A 20,224-nucleotide genomic window follows, 5' to 3' on the forward strand; every position below is an offset into this window, starting at 1 on the left:
TTCTCACGGACCTCGATGAGTTGAGGTGTATCCGGACACTAACACAGCGTCACAAATAAACAAGACAGCTCAGGCGTGGGCCCGGCGCTGCTCGGCCTCGGCGCAGATCACTCGACGCCGCGCATCGTCGGCAGAGCGCCATTCACGGATGTCTTCGACGTGACGGAAGCAGCCGAGGCAGACTTTTTGCTCGTCCAGGCGACACAAACTGATACAAGGTGACGGCACTGCCGGGCTGACATTGCTGAACAGCGGCTTGGGCGGGCGTACGGGTGCAGGCTGGGTCACGGTCAGATCTCGTCAAAATCCAGGTCGGCGCCGGTATATTCGTGGACCAGGCGCGCGAGCATTTCTCCCAACAGCTCTTCACTCTTGTCGCACTGCCATTTGCCGCTTTCTTCGTCGTAGTCGAAGTGAACACCACCGGAGCGCGCTGCCAACCAGAGCTGACGCAGCGGCTCCTGGCGGCTGAAGATCAACTGCTGGCCGCTCTCGAACTTGACCGTCAGCACGCCGGCCGAGTTTTCCAGGTCCACGTCCAGGTCGCTGTCGTCGAAAATATCTTCCAACTTCTCCTGGGCGGCATCCACCAAGTCGTGAAAACGGGCTTCGGTCAAACTCATTGTGGCAACCTCAAAAGTGTCTGGTTCTGCTCAAGCGCCGCACGATACGGACGCGCCCTGCCGATTGCAAAGGATACCGATTTCATCACAGATGGCGGTACGAAATATCCTCAGCTAGCGTAGCCCGCTTCCCGACCGTCTCGGCAAACCCCCGCCGGACGGGTATTCCAGCGCATAGGCAAGCTGGCGGGTGGTCGGTATACTCGGGCGCAATTAATGCATATTCAAGGATTTCGCCATGAAGCGCCTGATCTCTTCCCTTGCTGCGCTCGTCGCGGTCGCTTGCCTCGTTAGTGCCTGTGGTCAAAAAGGCCCGCTGTACCTGCCCGACGACAGCAAAGACCCGAATGAACAGGCGCAGTCGTCGCAAAAGCCATCCAAAGCGCACAAGCACGACACTTACTAAGGGACCCTCATGGACGCTTTTAACTACCGGGACGGCGAGCTGTTCGCGGAAGGCGTGGCGCTGTCCGCGATTGCCGAGCGCTTTGGCACCCCGACCTATGTGTATTCGCGTGCACACATCGAAGCGCAATACCGCTCGTTCACCGACCCGCTGGAAGGCGTGCCACACTTGGTGTGCTACGCGGTGAAAGCCAACTCCAACCTGGGTGTGCTCAATGTCCTGGCGCGCCTTGGCGCCGGTTTCGACATTGTGTCCCGTGGCGAACTCGAACGTGTATTGGCCGCCGGTGGCCAGGCCGACAAGATCGTGTTCTCCGGCGTCGGCAAGAGCCGCGAAGACATGCGCCGCGCCCTGGAAGTGGGCGTGCACTGCTTCAACATCGAGTCCACCGACGAGCTGGAGCGCCTGCAGGTCGTGGCCGCCGAGATGGGCGTTCGCGCGCCGATCTCCCTGCGCGTCAACCCGGACGTCGATGCCGGTACTCACCCGTACATTTCCACCGGTCTCAAAGAGAACAAGTTCGGCATCGCCATTGCCGACGCCGAAGACGTTTACATCCGCGCCGCCCAATTGCCGAACCTGGACGTGTTGGGCGTCGATTGCCATATCGGCTCGCAACTGACCACCCTGCCGCCGTTCCTGGATGCGCTCGACCGCCTGCTGGCGCTGATCGACCGCCTCGGCGACTGCGGCATCTACCTGCACCACATCGACCTCGGTGGTGGCGTGGGCGTGCGTTATCGCGATGAAGAACCGCCGTTGATCGCCGACTACATCAAGGCCGTGCGCGAGCGTATCGAAGGTCGCGACCTGACGCTGATGTTCGAGCCGGGCCGCTACATCGTGGCCAATGCCGGTTTGCTGCTGACCCAGGTCGAGTACCTCAAGCACACCGAGCACAAGGACTTTGCCATTGTCGACGCGGCAATGAACGACCTGATCCGCCCGGCGCTGTACCAGGCCTGGATGAACGTCACCGCCGTGGCACCTCGCAACAGCGAAGCACGCGCGTATGACATCGTCGGCCCGATCTGTGAGACCGGCGACTTCCTGGCCAAGGATCGTCAATTGGCCCTGGAGGAAGGCGACCTGCTGGCCGTGCATTCGGCCGGTGCCTATGGGTTTGTCATGAGTTCCAACTACAACACTCGCGGCCGTGCGGCCGAGGTGCTGGTGGACGGTGATCAAGCGTTTGAAGTGCGTCGCCGCGAGACGGTAGCCGAGTTGTATGCTGGCGAAAGCCTGCTGCCGGAGTAAGCCATGCTGCTGCGTTTTACCAAAATGCACGGGCTGGGCAATGACTTCATGGTCCTCGACCTGGTCAGCCAGCACGCGCACATCCTGCCCAAGCACGCCAAGCAATGGGGCGACCGGCATACCGGTGTCGGCTTCGACCAACTGTTGCTGGTGGAAGCGCCGACCAACCCGGACGTGGACTTCCGTTATCGGATCTTCAATTCCGATGGCTCTGAAGTGGAGCAGTGCGGCAACGGCGCACGCTGCTTTGCGCGCTTTGTGCTGGACAAGCGCTTGACCGCCAAGCGCCAGATTCGCGTCGAGACCAAGGGCGGCGTGATCGAACTGGATGTGCGCAGTGACGGCCAGATCAGCGTCAACATGGGCGCGCCACGCCTGGTGCCGGCGGACATTCCGTTCCAGGCGCCGGAGCAGGCCCTCAGTTACGCACTGGATGTGGACGGCAACACCGTGGACATCGCCGCGGTGTCGATGGGCAACCCCCATGCGGTGCTGCGGGTCAATGACATCAACAACGCGCCGGTGCATGAACTGGGGCCGAAGATCGAACATCACCCGCGCTTTCCAGCGCGGGTCAACGTGGGCTTCCTGCAGGTGATCGACCGCTCCCGCGCGCAATTGCGCGTGTGGGAGCGCGGCGCCGGCGAAACCCAGGCCTGCGGCACCGGTGCTTGCGCCGCTGCCGTGGCCGCGATCAGCCAGGGGTGGATGGATTCGCCACTGCTGATCGACCTGCCCGGTGGGCGCTTGTCCATCGAATGGGCAGGCCCAGGCCACCCGGTGATAATGACCGGGCCGGCCTCGCGTGTATACGAAGGACAGGTCCGTCTATGAGTGAGCCAAGCCAATGACCGATAAGCCTCAAGTACCCGCACACGTCACCCCAAGTGAAAGCCTGGAGGCCGCTGCAGTCGCGGCGTACCTTGAGGCTCATCCGGACTTCTTCGTCGAGCACGATGAATTGCTTCCGGCATTGCGCATCCCTCACCAGCGTGGCGATACCGTGTCGTTGGTGGAGCGGCAGATGAAAATCCTGCGTGAGCGCAATATCGAAATGCGCCACCGGCTTTCGCACCTGATGGATGTGGCGCGCGACAACGATCGCCTGTTCGACAAGACCCGTCGCCTGATCCTGACCCTGATGGACGCCGCCAGCCTGGAAGAAACAGTGATGGCCGTGGAAGACAGCCTGCGCCAGGACTTCCAGGTGCCATTTGTCAGCCTGATCCTGTTCAGCGACAACCCGATGCCGGTGGGTCGCTGGGTCAGTGGCAGCGAAGCGCAAACGGCCATCGGCGGCCTGCTGTCGGAAGGCAAGACCATCAGCGGCACCCTGCGCGAGCACGAACTGGACTTCCTGTTTGGTGCCGAACAGCGCAAACAGATCGGCTCGACTGCCGTAGTAGCCATCAGCCACCAAGGCCTGCACGGCGTGCTGGCCATTGCCAGCCGCGATCCTGCGCACTACAAGAGCTCGGTGGGCACGTTGTTCCTGACCTACATCGCCGAAGTGCTGGGCCGCGTCTTGCCGCGTTACACCACTGCCCTGCGCGCGGTGCGCTAGCCATGGAACGGCAACTGGACGCTTACTGCGCTCACCTGCGCAACGAGCGCCAGGTGTCGCCTCATACCCTGGAGGCCTATCGGCGGGACCTGAACAAGGTGCTGGCCTACTGCGAAAAACAGCAGGTTGCCGGCTGGAAAGCCCTGGATATCCAAAGCCTGCGCAGCCTGGTCGCTCGGCTGCACCAGCAAGGCCAGTCTTCGCGCAGCCTGTCGCGCCTGCTGTCGGCGGTGCGCGGCCTCTATCACTACCTGAACCGCGAAGGCCTGTGCGACCACGACCCGGCCAACGGCCTGTCACCGCCCAAAGGCGAGCGACGCCTGCCCAAGACCCTGGACACCGACCGCGCCCTGCAACTGCTGGACGGTGCGGTCGAGGATGACTTCCTGGCGCACCGCGACCAGGCGATCCTCGAACTGTTCTATTCCTCGGGCCTGCGCCTGTCAGAACTGACCGGCCTGAATCTCGACCAGCTCGACCTGGCGGACGGACTGGTGCAGGTGCTGGGTAAGGGCAGCAAGACGCGCGTACTGCCGGTCGGCCGCAAAGCCCGTGAAGCCTTGCAATTGTGGTTGCCGTTGCGCGCACTGGCCAACCCGCAAGACGACGCCGTATTTATCAGCCAACAAGGTCGGCGCCTGGGGCCACGAGCCATTCAGTTGCGGGTAAAGGCCGCGGGCGAACGTGAACTGGGGCAAAACCTGCACCCGCATATGCTCCGGCACTCCTTCGCCAGCCATATGCTCGAGTCGTCCCAAGACCTGCGCGCGGTACAGGAGCTGCTCGGCCACTCTGATATCAAGACCACGCAAATCTACACCCACCTCGACTTCCAACACCTGGCAACGGTGTACGACAGCGCCCATCCACGGGCCAAACGCATCAAGGGCGACGACTCATGAGCATCAAGCTGATCACCTTCGACCTGGACGACACGCTCTGGGACAACGTACCCGTCATCATCAGCGCCGAAGCGTCAATGCGCGAATGGTTGGCGCTCAACGCCTCCAAGGTGGGCGATTTACCTCTGGAACATTTCGCCAGCCTGCGCCAGCAAGTGCTGCAGCGTCACCCTGAACTCAAACACCGCATCAGCCTCCTGCGCCACCGCGTATTGCTGCAGGCATTCGAAGAGGCCGGCTACCCACAGCCTGAAGCTTCAGAGATGGCCGATGTGTGTTTTGAGGCGTTCATACATGCGCGACACCAGCTCAGCGTATTCCCCGAAGCCGAGCCGATGCTCAAGGCGCTGCGCCAGCACTTTCTGCTCGGGGTTATCACCAATGGCAATGCCGACGTGCAGCGCGTGGGCCTGGCGGATTACTTCCACTTTGCCCTGCGCGCCGAAGATATCGGTATCGCCAAGCCGGATGCGCGATTGTTCCAAGAGGCATTGCAGCGCGGCGGTGTGGAGGCCGGGGCGGCGGTGCACGTTGGCGATCATCCAGGGGATGACATTGCGGGTGCGCAGCAGGCGGGGCTGCGAGCGGTGTGGTTCAACCCGACGGGCAAGGTGTGGGAAGGGGAAGAACTCCCGGATGCGCAGATTCGCAGCCTGACGGAGCTCCCCGTATTGCTCCGCAATTGGCAGTAACACCTGAGATCCAAATGTGGGAGGGGGCTTGCCCCCGATAGCGGTGTACCAGTCACCAGATGTACTGGCTGACCCACCGCCATCGGGGGCAAGCCCCCTCCCACATTGAATCGCCCCAGGCTCATAAATAGCAGACATGAAAAAACCCGCAGCGACGGCGGGTTCTTTCTTACAAGCAGTCAGCTGACCTCAGATAGGACGGCTGCCGTACTTGTTGTCAGGCTTCTTTGGTGGATCAGCAACCACATTAGGCTCGACCTCGACCACTTTGCCGCCTTTGGCGAGGAATTCCTCCATCGCACGGGCCAGCGCATCGCGCTCCTTGTTCTTGGCTTCGACGCTGGGCAACTCGTCTACCGAGACAGCAGCCTTGGCCTTGCCTTTGGCTTTGGGGGCGGCATCATCGCCAGCACTGTCATCAAGGTCTTCAGCAACGTCATCCGCCGTCGCTTCAAGACTTTCCTCAGTGTCGTCTTCTTCACCTACTTCGAGGTCGTCGTTTTCCAGATCATCGTCGCTCATGTTCTACCTCATGACTTGCGAAAAGCAGATTAGTTATAGCCCAGCTTCACCCTCTGTCGAGGTCGCCGGAAAAAATCAACGTCCACTGGATCACCAGTGGCTTATGCCTCTTCACCGTGCAAGGTGGCGAGGACTTTACGGGCACCGCCATGATCACGGTGCTCGCCCAGATAAACACCTTGCCAGGTCCCCATCGCCAAGCGGCCGGCCTTCACCGGCAAACTCAGCTGGCAACCCAGGAGACTGGCCTTGAAGTGCGCCGGCAGATCATCCGGACCTTCGTCGTTGTGTTCGAACCCTGCATGGCCCTGCGGCACCAGCCTGTTGAAGAAACGCTCGAAGTCACGGCGAACCGCCGGATCGGCATTCTCGTTGACCGTCAACGAGGCCGAGGTGTGCTGCAGCCACAGATGCAACAGACCCACGCGACACGCCTTCAATTCAGGCAAGCCGGCAAGCAACTCGTCGGTCACCAGGTGAAAGCCCCGGGGCTTGGCCCGCAGGGTAATCAGGGTCTGTTGCCACATACAGTTCTCCGCCCATCGGCGCGCATTCTAGCGCGCTCTGGAAAAAAACAAAGTGCCGAATACGCCTACATGCCTGTAAGACATTCGCACCCTCAAAAGTGCCGTGTGGATCCCATCACAAAGTCGACAGAAAACCCATACCACTTATAGCCAAAGACAAACGCCAGACAAAAAAATGCCCGGCAAGCCGGGCATCTTTTTTTCGCGTACTTACAAGTTGTAGCCGCGCTCGTTGTGTTGCGCAAGGTCGAGGCCGACCGCCTCTTCCTCTTCGGTGACACGCAGGCCCATGACCATGTCCAGCACCTTGAGGATCACATAGGTGACGATCGCCGTGTAGAGCACGGTGAAACCGACGCCTTTGCACTGGATCCATACCTGGGCGGCAATGTCGGTGGTAGCGGCGTTGAAGCCACCCATCGATGGGGCCGCAAACACGCCGGTCAGGATCGCGCCGAGGATACCGCCGATACCGTGCACGCCGAAGGCGTCCAGGGAGTCGTCGTAGCCCAGCTTGCGCTTGAGGGTCGTGGCGCAGAAGAAGCACACCACGCCCGCCGCCAGGCCGATGACCAGGGCGCCCATCGGGCCGACGGTGCCAGCAGCCGGAGTGATGGCGACAAGGCCAGCCACCACACCCGAGGCGATACCCAGGGCGCTCGGCTTACCGTGAGCGATCCACTCGGCTAACATCCAGCCCAGCGCGGCAGCAGCAGTGGCAATCTGGGTAACCAGCATTGCCATGCCGGCCGTACCGTTGGCCGCCGCAGCCGAACCGGCGTTGAAGCCGAACCAACCGATCCACAGCATCGCCGCGCCGATCAAGGTGTAACCCAGGTTGTGCGGTGCCATCGGGGTGGTCGGGAAGCCTTTACGCTTGCCAAGTACCAGACACGCCACCAGGCCAGCCACACCGGCGTTGATGTGCACCACGGTGCCACCGGCGAAGTCCAGCACGCCCCAGTCCCACATCAGGCCGCCGTTGCCGCTCCAGACCATGTGCGCAATCGGCGCATAGACCAGGGTGAACCAGATGCCCATGAAAATCAGCATCGCGGAGAACTTCATGCGCTCGGCGAAGGCACCGACGATCAGCGCCGGGGTGATGATGGCGAATGTCATCTGGAAGGTGATGAACACCGCTTCCGGGAACAGCGCCGCAGGCCCGGTGATGCTGGCTGGCGTGACGCCCGCCAGGAACGCCTTGCCCATGCCGCCGAAGAAGGAGTTGAAGTTGACTACGCCCTGCTCCATACCGGTGGTATCGAACGCAATGCTGTAACCGTAGACGACCCAGAGGATGCTGATCAGGCCAGTGATGGCAAAGCATTGCATCATCACCGACAGAATATTCTTGGAACGGACCATGCCGCCGTAGAACAGCGCCAGGCCAGGAATAGTCATGAACAGCACCAGTGCGGTGGCGGTCAGCATCCAGGCAGTGTCGCCGGAGTTGAGGACTGGAGCCGCCACTTCATCTGCCGCCATTGCAAGGCTTGGCATTACGATGGACAACAGGGCTCCGAGCCCTGCGAATTTACGCAGAGTCATAGTGTTTTTCTCCTGGGGCGTTGGGGTTTGGCGGCTTAGATTGCGTCGGTATCGGTTTCGCCGGTACGGATGCGAATAGCCTGTTCCAGATTGACCACGAAGATCTTGCCGTCACCGATCTTGCCAGTGTTGGCGGCCTTGGTTATCGCCTCGATAACCCGGTCAAGATCCTTGTCGTCAATGGCGACATCAATCTTCACCTTCGGCAGGAAATCAACCACGTATTCCGCACCGCGATACAGCTCGGTATGACCCTTCTGCCGACCGAAGCCCTTGACCTCAGTAACGGTAATGCCCTGCACGCCGATCTCGGACAGTGACTCGCGTACGTCGTCCAACTTGAACGGCTTGATGATGGCAGTGACTAGCTTCATGAAAACTCTCTCCCGAATTGGTGGACTTGCCCCAGGAAAACAAACCCGTCTCAAGTCTAAGCGCAGTGCCTGGCTTTGTAACGCATCGTCGCCTCGGCATTTACCGTGGCGACGCCAGCGAACACTGGTGACGAAAAACCTGTACCCCTGATCCATCGGCGCACTGCATTCGTCACAGCGACTGCATCAGTGCATGGGTCATGTTCGTCTAAGCAGAAACCTTGCCAGCTCCGTAAAAATCACTGAAATCAGTCCGTTGCCCGCTCATGCCCACCCGCCGGGCGTTCCGGCAGTGGCCAAGCGCATCAAAACAGTGCGCGACCGTCCATCCCGATGCGCGAAAAGCGTGCGCGCCAGGCCGTGGAAAGACTATAGAGGCTGCGTGATACACTGCCGGCCAATTGTTTTCCGGAATATTTCCCATGCTCGCGCCCAAAGACTTCCTTGATGCCCTGAGCGGCCACGCCTCTCGCCTCTTCAGCGGCGACACTGCGCTGCCCCGCAATGAGATCGAAAGCCAGTTCAAGGCCCTGTTGCAAAGCGGCTTCAGCAAGCTCGACCTGGTGAGCCGTGAAGAATTCGACAGCCAGATGGTGGTGTTGGCCCGCACGCGTGCGCGGCTTGAGAGCCTGGAGGCGAAAGTCGCGGAACTGGAAGCGCGGATGACGCCAGCCTCTGCTGAATAACCGCGATGAGTGATGGGGGGTTACCCCTCAGCCTTAAAAACGGCAGAAGCGCGAAGTCACCTGTGGCGAGGGAGCTTGCTCCCTCGCCACAGGTACGGTGTTCGCCTTAACTGCCTGGCATTAGGGTTTTTCCCCCACAGTTGTTGTCTGGATACGTTCTGTAAAACCTCCCCGCGTTGCTTTTCCCACCCTCGTCTACCCTTGAATAATCCGCAGGAAGCGGCCTCCCATTCAAGGATCGAGCATGTCCCTCGCCATCGTCCACAGCCGCGCCCAGATCGGCGTTGAAGCCCCCGTCGTCACGGTTGAAGTGCATATGGCCAATGGCTTGCCATCCCTGACCCTGGTGGGCTTGCCGGAAACCGCAGTAAAGGAAAGCAAGGACCGCGTACGCAGCGCCATTCTCAACTCGGCCCTGCAATATCCGCCGCGGCGCATCACGCTCAATCTCGCGCCCGCCGACCTGCCCAAGGACGGCGGGCGTTTTGATCTGGCGATTGCCCTGGGGATCCTCGCGGCCAGCGTGCAGGTGCCAGCATTGATGCTCGATGACGTCGAGTGCCTGGGCGAGTTGGCGCTGTCCGGCGAGGTGCGTGCGGTCAAAGGTGTGTTGCCGGCCGCCTTGGCGGCGCGCAAGGCCGGGCGCACCTTGATAGTGCCCAGGGCGAACGCTGAGGAAGCGTGCCTGGCATCAGGGCTGAAGGTGATTGCTGTGGATCATCTGCTGCAGGTAGTTGCGCACTTGAATGGGCATGTACCGATCGAGCCCTACACGTCAGACGGCTTGCTGTACTTGAACAAACCTTACCCGGACCTCAGTGAAGTACAGGGCCAGTTGGCCGCCAAGCGCGCCTTGCTGATTGCCGCAGCGGGGGCACACAACCTGTTATTCAGCGGGCCGCCCGGCACCGGCAAAACCTTGCTCGCCAGCCGCCTGCCGGGGTTGCTGCCACCGCTCAGCGAGCAGGAAGCGCTGGAGGTCGCGGCGATTCAATCCGTGGTCAGCCTGGCACCGTTGAGCCATTGGCCGCACCGGCCGTTCCGCCAGCCGCACCACTCGGCGTCAGGCCCGGCGCTGGTCGGCGGAGGATCGAAGCCGCAGCCGGGGGAAATCACCCTGGCTCATCACGGCGTGTTGTTCCTAGACGAATTGCCAGAGTTCGACCGCAAAGTGCTGGAGGTACTGCGCGAGCCGCTCGAGTCGGGACATATTGTGATTTCCCGCGCCCGTGACCGGGTGAGTTTCCCGGCGCGCTTCCAACTGGTCGCGGCGATGAACCCCTGCCCTTGCGGTTATCTGGGCGAACCCAGCGGCCGTTGTCGTTGCACGCCGGAACAGATTCAACGCTATCGCAACAAGCTCTCGGGGCCACTGCTGGACCGGATCGATTTGCACCTGACGGTGGCGCGCGAAGCCACGGCACTGAGCCCGGCCCAACAGACCGGCGACAACACCGCGAAAACCGCGGCCCTGGTGGCCGACGCGCGGGAACGCCAGCAACAGCGCCAGGGCTGCGCCAACGCGTTCCTCGATCTACCGGGGCTGCGCGAGTACTGCACGCTGGCGAAGGCCGATGAAGGCTGGCTGGAAAGCGCATGCGAGCGACTGACGCTGTCGTTGCGGGCGGCTCATCGGCTGCTCAAGGTGGCGCGCACTTTGGCCGACCTTGAACAAACGGAAGACATCGCTCGCCACCATCTGCAAGAAGCCTTGCAGTACCGTCCGGCGGCGATCAATTGACCCGTTCGCCCCTGTGTTCGGAACGCGGTCGCTTAGCGGAACCGATCCACTTCATGCCGCAAGCCCGCCGCCAACGTCTCCAGTTCCTTGGCGGTGATCGCCAGGTTCGACACCACTTCACGCTGCTCACTGTTAGCCAGCGCAATACTCTGCAGGTTGCTGCTGAGCAAGGTCGCGGTGCTGCTTTGCTCTTGCGTGGCCGTGGTGATTGCGGCGAACTGCTGGCCAGCCGAACGGCTTTGCTCATCGATGCGTGCCAGCGCCGAGGCCACGTCGGCGTTACGTGACAGGCCTTCCTGCATCAGCACATTGCCGTGTTCCATGGTGCTGATGGCATTACCGGTTTCCTGCTGGATGCTCTGGATCATGCCGGAAATTTCATCGGTGGCCTGGCGAGTGCGCGAGGCCAGGTTACGCACTTCATCGGCAACCACGGCAAAGCCACGGCCTTGCTCGCCCGCGCGGGCGGCTTCGATGGCCGCATTCAGCGCCAGCAGGTTGGTCTGTTCCGCAATCGACGTAATCACGCCGACGATGCCGCCGATCTCTTGGGAACGCTGGCCCAAGGTGTTGATCACCGTAGCCGTGCTGTTCAGAGCGGTGGCGATATGTTCCAGGGACGACGACGCGTCTTGCATCGAGGTACGGCCGATGCGGGTCTGCTGGGCATTTTCCTGGGCCAGACGCTCGGTGTTGCCCATGTTGTCGGCGATATTCAGCGAAGTGGCGCTGAATTCTTCCACCGCGCCCGCCATGCTGGTGATCTCGCCGGACTGCTGCTCCATGCCTTCATAGGCACCGCCAGACAAACCCGACAACGCCTGGGCACGGCTGTTGACCTCTTCAGCCGCCTTGCGGATATGCGAAACCATGGTCGACAGCGCTTCGCCCATCTGGTTGAAGCTGCGCGCCAACTGGCCGATCTCGTCATGGCTGGAGACGTTGAGGCGCGCACTGAGATCGCCCGCACCCAGCGCTTCTGCCTGGCGAACCAAGTCACTCAACGGCGCGAGCTTGCTGCGCAACAGCCACACCGTGGCGCCCACCGCCAGCAGCATTGCCAGCACGCTGCCGATCACCAGGCGCAGGCCGACGTCCCAGGTCACTGCACGAATTTCAGCCTTGGGCATGCTCGCTACTACCGCCCAGGGGCCACCCTCGAACGGTACCGAGACGCTGTAGAAATCTTCGTTCTTGTCGCTCCAGAAGCGGCCTTCACCCGGCTTCTTCGCCAAGTCGAGCATCACTGGAATGGCTTGATCCAGGGCTTGTACACCGGCCGGCGGCACCAGCCAATGCTTCTGCTCATCCAGCAGCGAAAGGGAGCCGGTCTGGCCGATACGGAAACGCTTGAGGTTGTCGAACTGAGCTTTCTGCTCGTCGGTGTAGTCGAAACCGATGAACAACACTGCGATGACCTTGCCGCTTGCGTCACGCACCGGGCTGTACTGCGTCATATAGGAGCGATCGAACAACACGGCCCGACCGATGTAGGCCTGCCCGCTGAACACACGTTGGTAGGCCGGCCCCTGGCGATCGAGCACGGTGCCGATGGCGCGATTGCCGTCCTGCTTGGTCAGGGACGTGCTGATGCGGATGAAGTCATCGCCGCTGCGCACGAATACCGTGGCCACGCCGCCGGACATGTCCTTGAATTCGTCCACTTCACTAAAGTTGTTGTTCAGCACCTGATTGCCCAGGTAGAGGCTGGGCGTCTGCACACCGGCCACAGCAACTGGCTGGTCTGCGCGCACGCTCAAGCCTGCGCCAAAGCGCTTTTCAAACAGCCCGCTCAAACGCTGGGTGCTCTCGCGCAAGGTGCTGTGAAAGGTGTTGAGTTGGTCGGCGAGCAGGCGCGCCTCGCTGGCCAGATGTTCCTCGCGTGTGGCGAGGTTGGCAGTGTCGAGGGAGCGTAAGGCAAAAACGGTACTGCCGCTGATGACGACAGCCAGAATCACGGCCAATGCGAGGCCTAACTGGGAAGCGATCCGAGCGCGAGGTTGAGACATGACAGCTCCTGAGCCGAGGCCAGGATCATCCTGATCTCTTAGCGCTGCTCGGCGAATTATCTAGTGGGAAACGATTGTGCACGAGGGTTCCAACACCTTACTTCGGCGCGGTTCTGCAATACTTGAGCAATTCACAGGGGCATCACGCAAACGATTGCACTGCACAAGCCAAACCCTTCATTCGAAGCGTTCCACAGCGGGCAAAACCATCGCTTGGACCTCGCCCTGAAGAAATTCCGCCAAGCGCCGCAAGCGCTCGCCACCGGGCCGGGTTTTCGGCCACACCAGGTAGTAGCTTTCGCCACTCGCTACGGCCGTTGGCCAAGGCAGGCTCAAGCGCTTCTGGGCGACGTCCTCGGCTACCATCAGCAAGTCGCCCATGGACACGCCATAACCCCGCGCCGCAGCGATCATGCCCAACTCGAGCGTGTCGAACACCTGCCCACCCTTGAGCGAAACCCGCGACGCCAGCCCCATGCGCTCCAGCCAGTAACGCCAGTCGCGACGGTCCGGGGTCGGATGCAGTAACTCAGCCGTCGCCAACCGCGCCACATCCCAGGGCCCGTCATCCAATAAGTTGGGCGCCCCCACCGGAATGAGCATTTCGGCAAACAGGTAACTGGCCTCCCAGTCCGCTGGAAAGTGCCCGTTGCTGAGCAATACCGCGCAATCGAACGGTTCCTGATTGAAGTCCACCTCATCGATGCTCATCCACGCGCTGGTGAGTTGCACCTCATTGCCAGGCTGCAGGGCCCGAAAGCGACTCAACCGTGCCAGCAGCCAGCGCATGGTCAGGGTGGAAGGCGCTTTCATGCGCAGAATGTCATCTTCGGCATTCAGGGTATGGCAGGCACGCTCCAGGGCGGAGAAACCTTCGCGCACGCCGGGCAATAGCAAGCGCGCCGCTTCGGTGAGCTGCAAAGTGCGGCCGCTGCGTTGGAAAAGGCGGCAGGCGAAATGCTCTTCGAGGGTACGAATATGCCGGCTGACCGCACTCTGGGTAATCGACAGCTCCTGCGCCGCGCGGGTAAAGGAATGGTGGCGTGACGCGGCTTCAAATGCGCGCAAGGCGTAAAGCGGAGGAAGACGACGAGACATTCTGAAAGCTCCGACAGTGCTATCAGCAGACCCTACCAGAACAAACCAGGCATGAGTTTTAATCATGCGAATGATCGCATTTATCCTTTTGTGCAATACGCGCAAAGCGCCGAGAATCAACCCTTTCCCCCCTTCTGACTTTTCGAGAGTGATGATCATGCAGCATCCCAGCACGCACCGAACTCTGGGCCATTCTGCGGCTGTCGGGGCCGTTGATTGCCTCACAGTTGGCGCACATGCTGATGGTGCTGACCGACACCCTGATGATGGCCCGCCTGAGCCCCGAAGCCCTGGCCGGCGGTGGCTTGGGCGCGGCGAGCTATTCGTTCGTGGCGATATTCTGTATCGGTGTGATTGCGGCAGTGGGTACCCTGGTGGCTATCCGTCACGGCGCGGGCGATATCGAAGGCGCCACCCGCCTGACCCAGGCCGGGCTGTGGCTCGCGTGGTTGATGGCCCTGGCGGCGGCGCTGCTGCTGTGGAACCTCAAGCCGCTGCTGCTGATATTCGGTCAGACCGAAACCAACGTGCAGGCCGCCGGGCAATTCCTTACCCTCCTGCCCTTCGCCCTGCCCGGCTACCTCAGCTTCATGGCGCTGCGCGGCTTCACCAGCGCCATCGGCAAAGCCACCCCGGTGATGGTGATCAGCCTGTGCGGCACGGTGGTCAACTACCTGCTCAACCATGCGCTGATCGAAGGCATGTTCGGCCTGCCGAAGCTCGGGTTGATGGGCATTGGCCTGGTCACGGCGATCGTGGCTAATAGCATGGCGCTGGCGCTGATGTGGTACATCCGCAGCAACCGGACCTACGCCGCCTATCCATTGAGTACAGGCCTGCTGCGCCTCAATACCCAATATTTGCGCGAGCTGTGGCGCCTGGGCCTGCCGATTGGCGGCACCTACGCGGTAGAGGTCGGGCTATTTGCGTTTGCGGCACTGTGCATGGGCACCATGGGCAGCACGCAGTTGGCAGCGCACCAGATCGCCCTGCAAATCGTCTCGGTGGCGTTCATGGTCCCCGCGGGGATGTCCTACGCAGTCACCATGCGTATCGGCCAGCATTATGGCGCCGGACAGTTATTGAGCGCGCGCCTGGCCGGACGGGTCGGCATGGGGTTTGGCGCTCTGGTCATGCTAGGATTTGCCGTGGTGTTCTGGCTGTTTTCCGACCCGCTGATCGGGCTGTTCCTGGACCATGACGACCCGGCCTTTCACGAAGTGATCGTACTTGCCGTCAGCCTGCTGGCCGTCGCGGCCTGGTTCGAGTTGTTCGACGGCGTGCAGACCATTGCCATGGGCTGCATCCGTGGCCTCAAGGACGCCAAGACCACGTTCCTGGTGGGGCTCGGTTGCTATTGGCTGATCGGCGCGCCATCGGCCTGGTTGATGGCGTTCACCTTGGGCTGGGGGCCGACCGGCGTGTGGTGGGGCCTGGCGCTAGGCCTTGCTTGTGCTGCGGTGAGCCTGACCTGGGCGTTCGAAGCGAAAATGAAACGCATGATCCGGCGAGAGCCACAAACACACACTGCTTTCGAGGCCGCACAGACGCACTAAGGCCCTACTCGATTACAAATGTGGGAGGGGGCTTGCTCCCGATGGCGGTTGTCAGCCCCAGGATGTGTTGACTGATACACCGTTATCGGGAGCAAGCCCCCTCCCACATTTTGGATTGGGTTTACAAGGCTGGCATGTTTAGCTCAACAACGCCTGCTGGCTCTGGCCAAACGTCAGGTATTCCACCAGCTCGGCCAGTGGCAACGGTTTACTGATCAAATAACCCTGGGCTTGATCGCAACCAAACAGTCTCAAAAGCTCAAGCTGCTCGGCGGTCTCCACACCTTCGGCCACCACTTCCAGGTTGAGGTTGTGGGCCAGGTTGATCATGGCGTGCACCAGCTTGCGATTCTCTTCGCGCTCTTCCATGCCGCCGACGAAGCTCTTGTCGATCTTCAACAGGGCAATCGGCAGGCTGTTGAGGTGCACGAACGATGAGAAACCGGTGCCGAAGTCATCCAGGGAAAACCGCACGCCGAGGCGGCCAAGGGCGTCCATGGTCTGCTTGACCAGGTCGCTGCGACGCATCACGGCGGTTTCGGTCAACTCAAACTCCAGCCATTGCGCTTCTACACCGCGCTCGGCAATCAGCCGGCTGAGGGTCGAGAGCAACTGGCTGTCCTGAAACTGGCGAAACGACAGGTTGACCGCCATGTGCAAGGCCGGCAGGCCGCGCTCGCGCAGGTCCTGCATGTCGCGCAGGGCCCGGGAAATCACCCAGTAGCCCAACGGCACGATCAAGCCGCTCTGCTCGGCCAAGGGTACGAATTCGCTCGGTGGCAACAGGCCACGCTCGCCATGACGCCAGCGCACCAGGGCTTCCAGGCCGACGATATGCCCGTCATCCAGGTCCAGGCGCGGCTGGTAATGCAGTTCCAGCTCATCGCGGCGCAAGGCACGGCGCAATTCGCTTTCCAGGTCGGCCAGGCTGCGCGCGTTGCGGTTGATGCGTTCGTTGAAGATATGAAAGGTACAGCCCTGGGTGCTTTTGGCCTGCTGCATGGCGATATGAGCGTGCCACATCAACGGATCGGCCCCGGCCCGCGCGCGGGCATGCGCCACCCCCAGGCTGCAGCCGATCAGCAGGCTTTCGCCGTCCACCCAGTACGGCTCGGCCATCACTTGGGTGATGCGCTCGGCCATCCACTCGGCGCGCTGGGGCGCACGGCGGGTGTCGATCAGCAGCGCGAACTCATCGCTGCCCAGCCGCGCCAATTGATCACCGGCTTCCAGCTGGCTCTTGAGCCGTGATACGACCTGCAGGATCAAGCGGTCGCCGGCCTGGTGGCCGAGGGCATCGTTGGCGTGACGGAAATTGTCCAGGTCCAGATGCCCGAGGGCCAGGCCACGGCCTTCGTTATCCGCCAGCCGCGCCGCCAGCAAGGTCTGGAAACCCTGGCGGTTGGCGATACCGGTGAGCGGATCCTGTTCGGCCAGGCGCTGCAACGTAGTCTCCAGCACGCCACGCTCGCGCACGTGGCGCAGGCAGCGGCGCAAGGTATCGGCATCCAGCGCGCAATGGATCAGCCAATCACTGACACCCAGCGGTGCAACCAGCGGTTCCTGCTCCAGCAGCAATACACACGGCAAGCTGCAACGGCCGGGACCGGGTTGCAGATTGGGCGTGGTCAACAGCACCGCACCGTGGTCGTCGTCGAACAGACGACTCACCGAGTCCCAATTGGGCGCACTGATCAGCACAGCCCCATCGCCCATCGGCGCCAGGCACTCGCGCAACAACGCTGCCCACTCAGGCTCATCGGCCAACAGCAGCAAACGCAAGGGTTCGACAGGCGTAGACAAGCTAGCTCCCTAGACTCTGCAATAATTCGTTGGCGGCGGGCATTATGACGTGCGGCCTGACAATGACAAATGCATGACAAATGATAGGTGTTATCAAACACGCAAACTGTGAAAAATAGTCGCGATACCCCCCACATCCTGCGGCAAAGTAGCAAAACCGGCAAATTTAGATCGAGTGGTACGTCACACCGTCGTTCTAAGGCAGCAGAATCTTGCCAGCCTGTTAAAATGCCCGCCCTTTTGAACAACGACTCCCCGAACTCTGTATGTCCCGACTCAATCCCCGGCAGCAAGAAGCCGTGAACTACGTCGGCGGCCCTCTATTGGTGCTCGCCGGTGCTGGCTCCGGCAAGACCAGCGTGATTACCCGCAAGATCGCGCACCTGATCCAGAACTGCGGCATCCGCGCCCAGTACATCGTCGCCATGACCTTTACCAACAAGGCGGCGCGAGAAATGAAAGAGCGCGTCGGCACCCTGCTCAAGGGTGGCGAAGGCCGTGGCCTCACCGTGTGCACCTTCCACAACCTTGGGCTCAACATCATCCGCAAGGAACATGTACGGCTGGGCTACAAGCCGGGTTTCTCGATCTTCGACGAGACCGACGTCAAGGCCCTGATGACCGACATCATGCAGAAGGAATACGCGGGCGACGACGGCGTCGACGAGATCAAGAACATGATCGGGTCCTGGAAAAACGACCTGATCCTGCCCGCCGAAGCGCTCGAAGCCGCGCGCAACCCCAAGGAGCAGACCGCCGCCATCGTCTACACCCACTACCAGCGCACGCTCAAAGCGTTCAACGCGGTGGACTTCGACGACCTGATCCTGCTGCCGGTCAAACTGTTCCAGGAACACAAGGACATCCTGGAAAAGTGGCAGAACAAGGTACGCTACCTGCTGGTGGACGAATACCAGGACACCAACGCCAGCCAATACCTGCTGGTGAAGCTGCTGATCGGTACTCGCAACCAGTTCACCGTGGTGGGCGACGACGACCAGTCGATCTACGCCTGGCGCGGTGCCCGCCCGGAAAACCTGATGCTGCTCAAGGACGACTACCCGTCCCTGAAAGTGGTGATGCTGGAGCAGAACTACCGCTCCACCAGCCGCATCCTGCGCTGTGCCAACGTGCTGATCTCCAACAACCCCCACGAGTTTGAAAAACAACTGTGGAGCGAGATGGGCCATGGCGACGAAATTCGCGTGATCCGCTGCCGCAACGAAGACGCCGAAGCCGAGCGCGTGGCTGTGGAAATCCTCAGCCTGCACCTGCGCACCGACCGGCCTTACAGCGATTTCGCGATCCTGTATCGCGGTAACTACCAGGCCAAGCTGATCGAGCTGAAACTGCAGCACCACCAGGTGCCGTATCGCCTGTCAGGCGGCAACAGCTTTTTCGGGCGCCAGGAAGTGAAAGACCTGATGGCCTACTTCCGCCTGATCGTAAACCCGGATGACGACAACGCCTTCCTGCGGGTGATCAACGTCCCACGCCGGGAAATCGGTTCGACGACCCTGGAAAAACTCGGCAACTACGCCACCGAACGCAAGATCTCGATGTACGCCGCCACCGACGAAATCGGCCTGGGCGAACACCTGGACACGCGCTTCACCGACCGTCTGTCGCGCTTCAAGCGCTTCATGGACAAGGTGCGCGAACAGTGCGCCGGCGAAGACCCGATCAGCGCACTGCGCAGCATGGTCATGGACATCGACTATGAAAACTGGCTGCGCACCAACAGTTCCAGCGACAAGGCCGCGGACTACCGCATGGGCAACGTCTGGTTCCTGATCGAAGCCCTGAAGAACACCCTGGAAAAAGACGAAGACGGTGAAATGACCGTCGAGGACGCCATCGGCAAACTGGTGCTGCGCGACATGCTCGAACGCCAGCAGGAAGAGGAAGATGGCGCCGAAGGCGTGCAGATGATGACCCTGCATGCGTCCAAGGGCCTGGAATTTCCCTACGTGTTCATCATGGGCATGGAAGAGGAAATCCTCCCGCATCGCTCCAGCATCGAAGCCGACACCATCGAGGAAGAACGGCGCCTGGCCTACGTGGGCATTACCCGTGCGCGTCAGACCCTGGCCTTCACCTTTGCCGCCAAGCGCAAGCAATACGGCGAAATCATCGATTGTGCCCCCAGCCGGTTCCTGGATGAGCTGCCGCCGGATGACCTCGCCTGGGAAGGCAACGACGACACACCGACCGAGGTGAAGGCCGTTCGCGGCAACAGCGCCTTGGCTGATATACGCGCGATGTTAAAGCGCTAGAATCGACTACTTTTTAATCTACTTTCGGCGCCTGTTGCGCCACCAGAGGAAGCTTTCCGTGGAAGCACTGCACAAGAAAATTCGCGAAGAAGGCATCGTGCTTTCCGATCAGGTACTCAAGGTTGACGCCTTTTTGAACCACCAGATCGATCCGGCGCTGATGAAACTGATCGGCGACGAATTCGCCGCGCTGTTCAAGGACTCGGGTATCACCAAGATCGTCACCATCGAAGCCTCCGGCATCGCCCCGGCGATCATGACCGGCCTGAACCTCGGCGTACCAGTGATCTTCGCACGTAAGCAGCAGTCCCTGACGCTGACCGAAAACCTGCTGTCGGCGACGGTGTATTCCTTCACCAAGAAAACCGAAAGCACCGTGGCGATCTCCCCGCGCCACCTGACCAGCAGCGACCGCGTGCTAGTCATCGATGACTTCCTGGCCAACGGCAAGGCGTCCCAGGCGCTGATTTCGATCATCAAGCAAGCGGGTGCGACCGTGGCCGGCCTGGGCATCGTTATCGAGAAGTCGTTCCAGGGTGGCCGTGCGGAGCTGGATGCGCAGGGTTACCGGGTTGAATCGCTGGCGCGGGTGAAGTCGCTGGCGGGTGGGGTTGTGACCTTCATCTGAGCCAACGCA

19 protein-coding genes and 1 pseudogene are annotated in these 20,224 nt (G+C 61.2%); 11 read left to right on the plus strand and 9 right to left on the minus strand.

What is annotated here, in order from left to right:
• Positions 1-69: 69 nt before the first annotated feature.
• Entirely contained in the window at positions 70-288 is a 219-nt protein-coding gene (locus QF045_RS01930) for a DUF1289 domain-containing protein (protein ID WP_015886498.1), read from the minus strand.
• 2 nt (positions 289-290) lie between these two features.
• Positions 291-623: an iron donor protein CyaY gene (gene cyaY / locus QF045_RS01935; RefSeq protein WP_306490850.1), complete on the minus strand. Its 333-nt coding sequence runs from the start codon at positions 621-623 to the stop codon at positions 291-293.
• Between the two features lie 238 nt (positions 624-861).
• Between cyaY and QF045_RS01940 the strand changes: the two genes are divergently transcribed.
• From QF045_RS01940 to QF045_RS01965, 6 genes are read left to right on the plus strand one after another with little or no spacing between them, the layout of a single operon-like run.
• Positions 862-1,029 (plus strand): lipoprotein, encoded by a 168-nt coding sequence (locus QF045_RS01940; RefSeq protein WP_003195417.1) that lies wholly within the window; start codon positions 862-864, stop codon positions 1,027-1,029.
• Positions 1,030-1,038: 9 nt separating this feature from the next.
• Entirely contained in the window at positions 1,039-2,286 is a 1,248-nt protein-coding gene (gene lysA / locus QF045_RS01945) for a diaminopimelate decarboxylase (RefSeq protein WP_306490851.1), read from the plus strand.
• Between the two features lie 3 nt (positions 2,287-2,289).
• Positions 2,290-3,120: a diaminopimelate epimerase gene (dapF, locus tag QF045_RS01950; RefSeq protein ID WP_306490852.1), complete on the plus strand. Its 831-nt coding sequence runs from the start codon at positions 2,290-2,292 to the stop codon at positions 3,118-3,120.
• A 13-nt stretch (positions 3,121-3,133) separates the two neighbouring features.
• A complete protein-coding gene (locus QF045_RS01955; RefSeq protein WP_306490853.1) occupies positions 3,134-3,850 on the plus strand; it encodes a DUF484 family protein in 717 nt (238 codons plus the stop codon).
• 2 nt (positions 3,851-3,852) lie between these two features.
• Complete coding sequence (gene xerC, locus QF045_RS01960; RefSeq protein WP_306490854.1) at positions 3,853-4,752, plus strand: tyrosine recombinase XerC; 900 nt, start codon at positions 3,853-3,855, stop codon at positions 4,750-4,752.
• Positions 4,749-5,444 carry an HAD family hydrolase gene (locus tag QF045_RS01965; RefSeq protein WP_306490855.1) on the plus strand — a complete coding sequence of 232 codons (696 nt, stop codon included), beginning with the start codon at positions 4,749-4,751 and terminating at the stop codon, positions 5,442-5,444. Before xerC ends, QF045_RS01965 begins: the two co-directional genes overlap by 4 nt.
• Before the next feature lie 189 nt (positions 5,445-5,633).
• Here the strand turns inward: QF045_RS01965 and sutA are convergent, their stop codons facing one another.
• The 4 genes from sutA to glnK form a co-directional block, all read right to left on the minus strand.
• Positions 5,634-5,966 (minus strand): transcriptional regulator SutA, encoded by a 333-nt coding sequence (gene sutA, locus QF045_RS01970; protein ID WP_306490856.1) that lies wholly within the window; start codon positions 5,964-5,966, stop codon positions 5,634-5,636.
• Positions 5,967-6,067: 101 nt separating this feature from the next.
• Entirely contained in the window at positions 6,068-6,493 is a 426-nt protein-coding gene (locus tag QF045_RS01975; RefSeq protein WP_306490857.1) for a secondary thiamine-phosphate synthase enzyme YjbQ, read from the minus strand.
• A gap of 210 nt (positions 6,494-6,703) precedes the next feature.
• Positions 6,704-8,044: an ammonium transporter gene (locus tag QF045_RS01980; protein ID WP_306490858.1), complete on the minus strand. Its 1,341-nt coding sequence runs from the start codon at positions 8,042-8,044 to the stop codon at positions 6,704-6,706.
• 35 nt (positions 8,045-8,079) lie between these two features.
• Positions 8,080-8,418, minus strand: coding sequence for a P-II family nitrogen regulator (gene glnK / locus QF045_RS01985; RefSeq protein ID WP_002555808.1), 339 nt, complete (start codon positions 8,416-8,418; stop codon positions 8,080-8,082).
• 422 nt (positions 8,419-8,840) lie between these two features.
• Between glnK and QF045_RS01990 the strand changes: the two genes are divergently transcribed.
• Both QF045_RS01990 and QF045_RS01995 read left to right on the plus strand, forming a co-directional pair.
• Complete coding sequence (locus QF045_RS01990) at positions 8,841-9,104, plus strand: accessory factor UbiK family protein (protein WP_306490859.1); 264 nt, start codon at positions 8,841-8,843, stop codon at positions 9,102-9,104.
• Between the two features lie 244 nt (positions 9,105-9,348).
• The gene (locus QF045_RS01995) at positions 9,349-10,845 is read left to right on the plus strand and encodes a YifB family Mg chelatase-like AAA ATPase (protein ID WP_306490860.1); all 1,497 of its coding nucleotides are present in this window, start codon (positions 9,349-9,351) and stop codon (positions 10,843-10,845) included.
• A gap of 32 nt (positions 10,846-10,877) precedes the next feature.
• On the opposite strand, the gene QF045_RS02000 is transcribed toward QF045_RS01995, so the two are convergent.
• A complete protein-coding gene (locus QF045_RS02000; protein ID WP_306490861.1) occupies positions 10,878-12,854 on the minus strand; it encodes a methyl-accepting chemotaxis protein in 1,977 nt (658 codons plus the stop codon).
• A 177-nt stretch (positions 12,855-13,031) separates the two neighbouring features.
• The gene (locus tag QF045_RS02005; protein WP_306490862.1) at positions 13,032-13,952 is read right to left on the minus strand and encodes a LysR substrate-binding domain-containing protein; all 921 of its coding nucleotides are present in this window, start codon (positions 13,950-13,952) and stop codon (positions 13,032-13,034) included.
• 151 nt (positions 13,953-14,103) lie between these two features.
• Here QF045_RS02005 and QF045_RS02010 point away from each other — a divergent pair.
• Positions 14,104-15,508 (plus strand): annotated as a pseudogene (locus QF045_RS02010) (NorM family multidrug efflux MATE transporter).
• 138 nt (positions 15,509-15,646) lie between these two features.
• On the opposite strand, the gene QF045_RS02015 reads toward QF045_RS02010, so the two are convergent.
• A complete protein-coding gene (locus QF045_RS02015; protein WP_306490863.1) occupies positions 15,647-17,311 on the minus strand; it encodes a bifunctional diguanylate cyclase/phosphodiesterase in 1,665 nt (554 codons plus the stop codon).
• A gap of 266 nt (positions 17,312-17,577) precedes the next feature.
• Between QF045_RS02015 and rep the strand changes: the two genes are divergently transcribed.
• Entirely contained in the window at positions 17,578-19,587 is a 2,010-nt protein-coding gene (rep, locus tag QF045_RS02020; RefSeq protein ID WP_306490864.1) for a DNA helicase Rep, read from the plus strand.
• A 58-nt stretch (positions 19,588-19,645) separates the two neighbouring features.
• The gene (locus QF045_RS02025) at positions 19,646-20,215 is read left to right on the plus strand and encodes a xanthine phosphoribosyltransferase (protein ID WP_003176890.1); all 570 of its coding nucleotides are present in this window, start codon (positions 19,646-19,648) and stop codon (positions 20,213-20,215) included.
• Positions 20,216-20,224: the final 9 nt, after the last annotated feature.

The sequence above is a fragment of the Pseudomonas sp. W4I3 genome (assembly GCF_030816195.1).
Lineage (GTDB): Bacteria > Pseudomonadota > Gammaproteobacteria > Pseudomonadales > Pseudomonadaceae > Aquipseudomonas.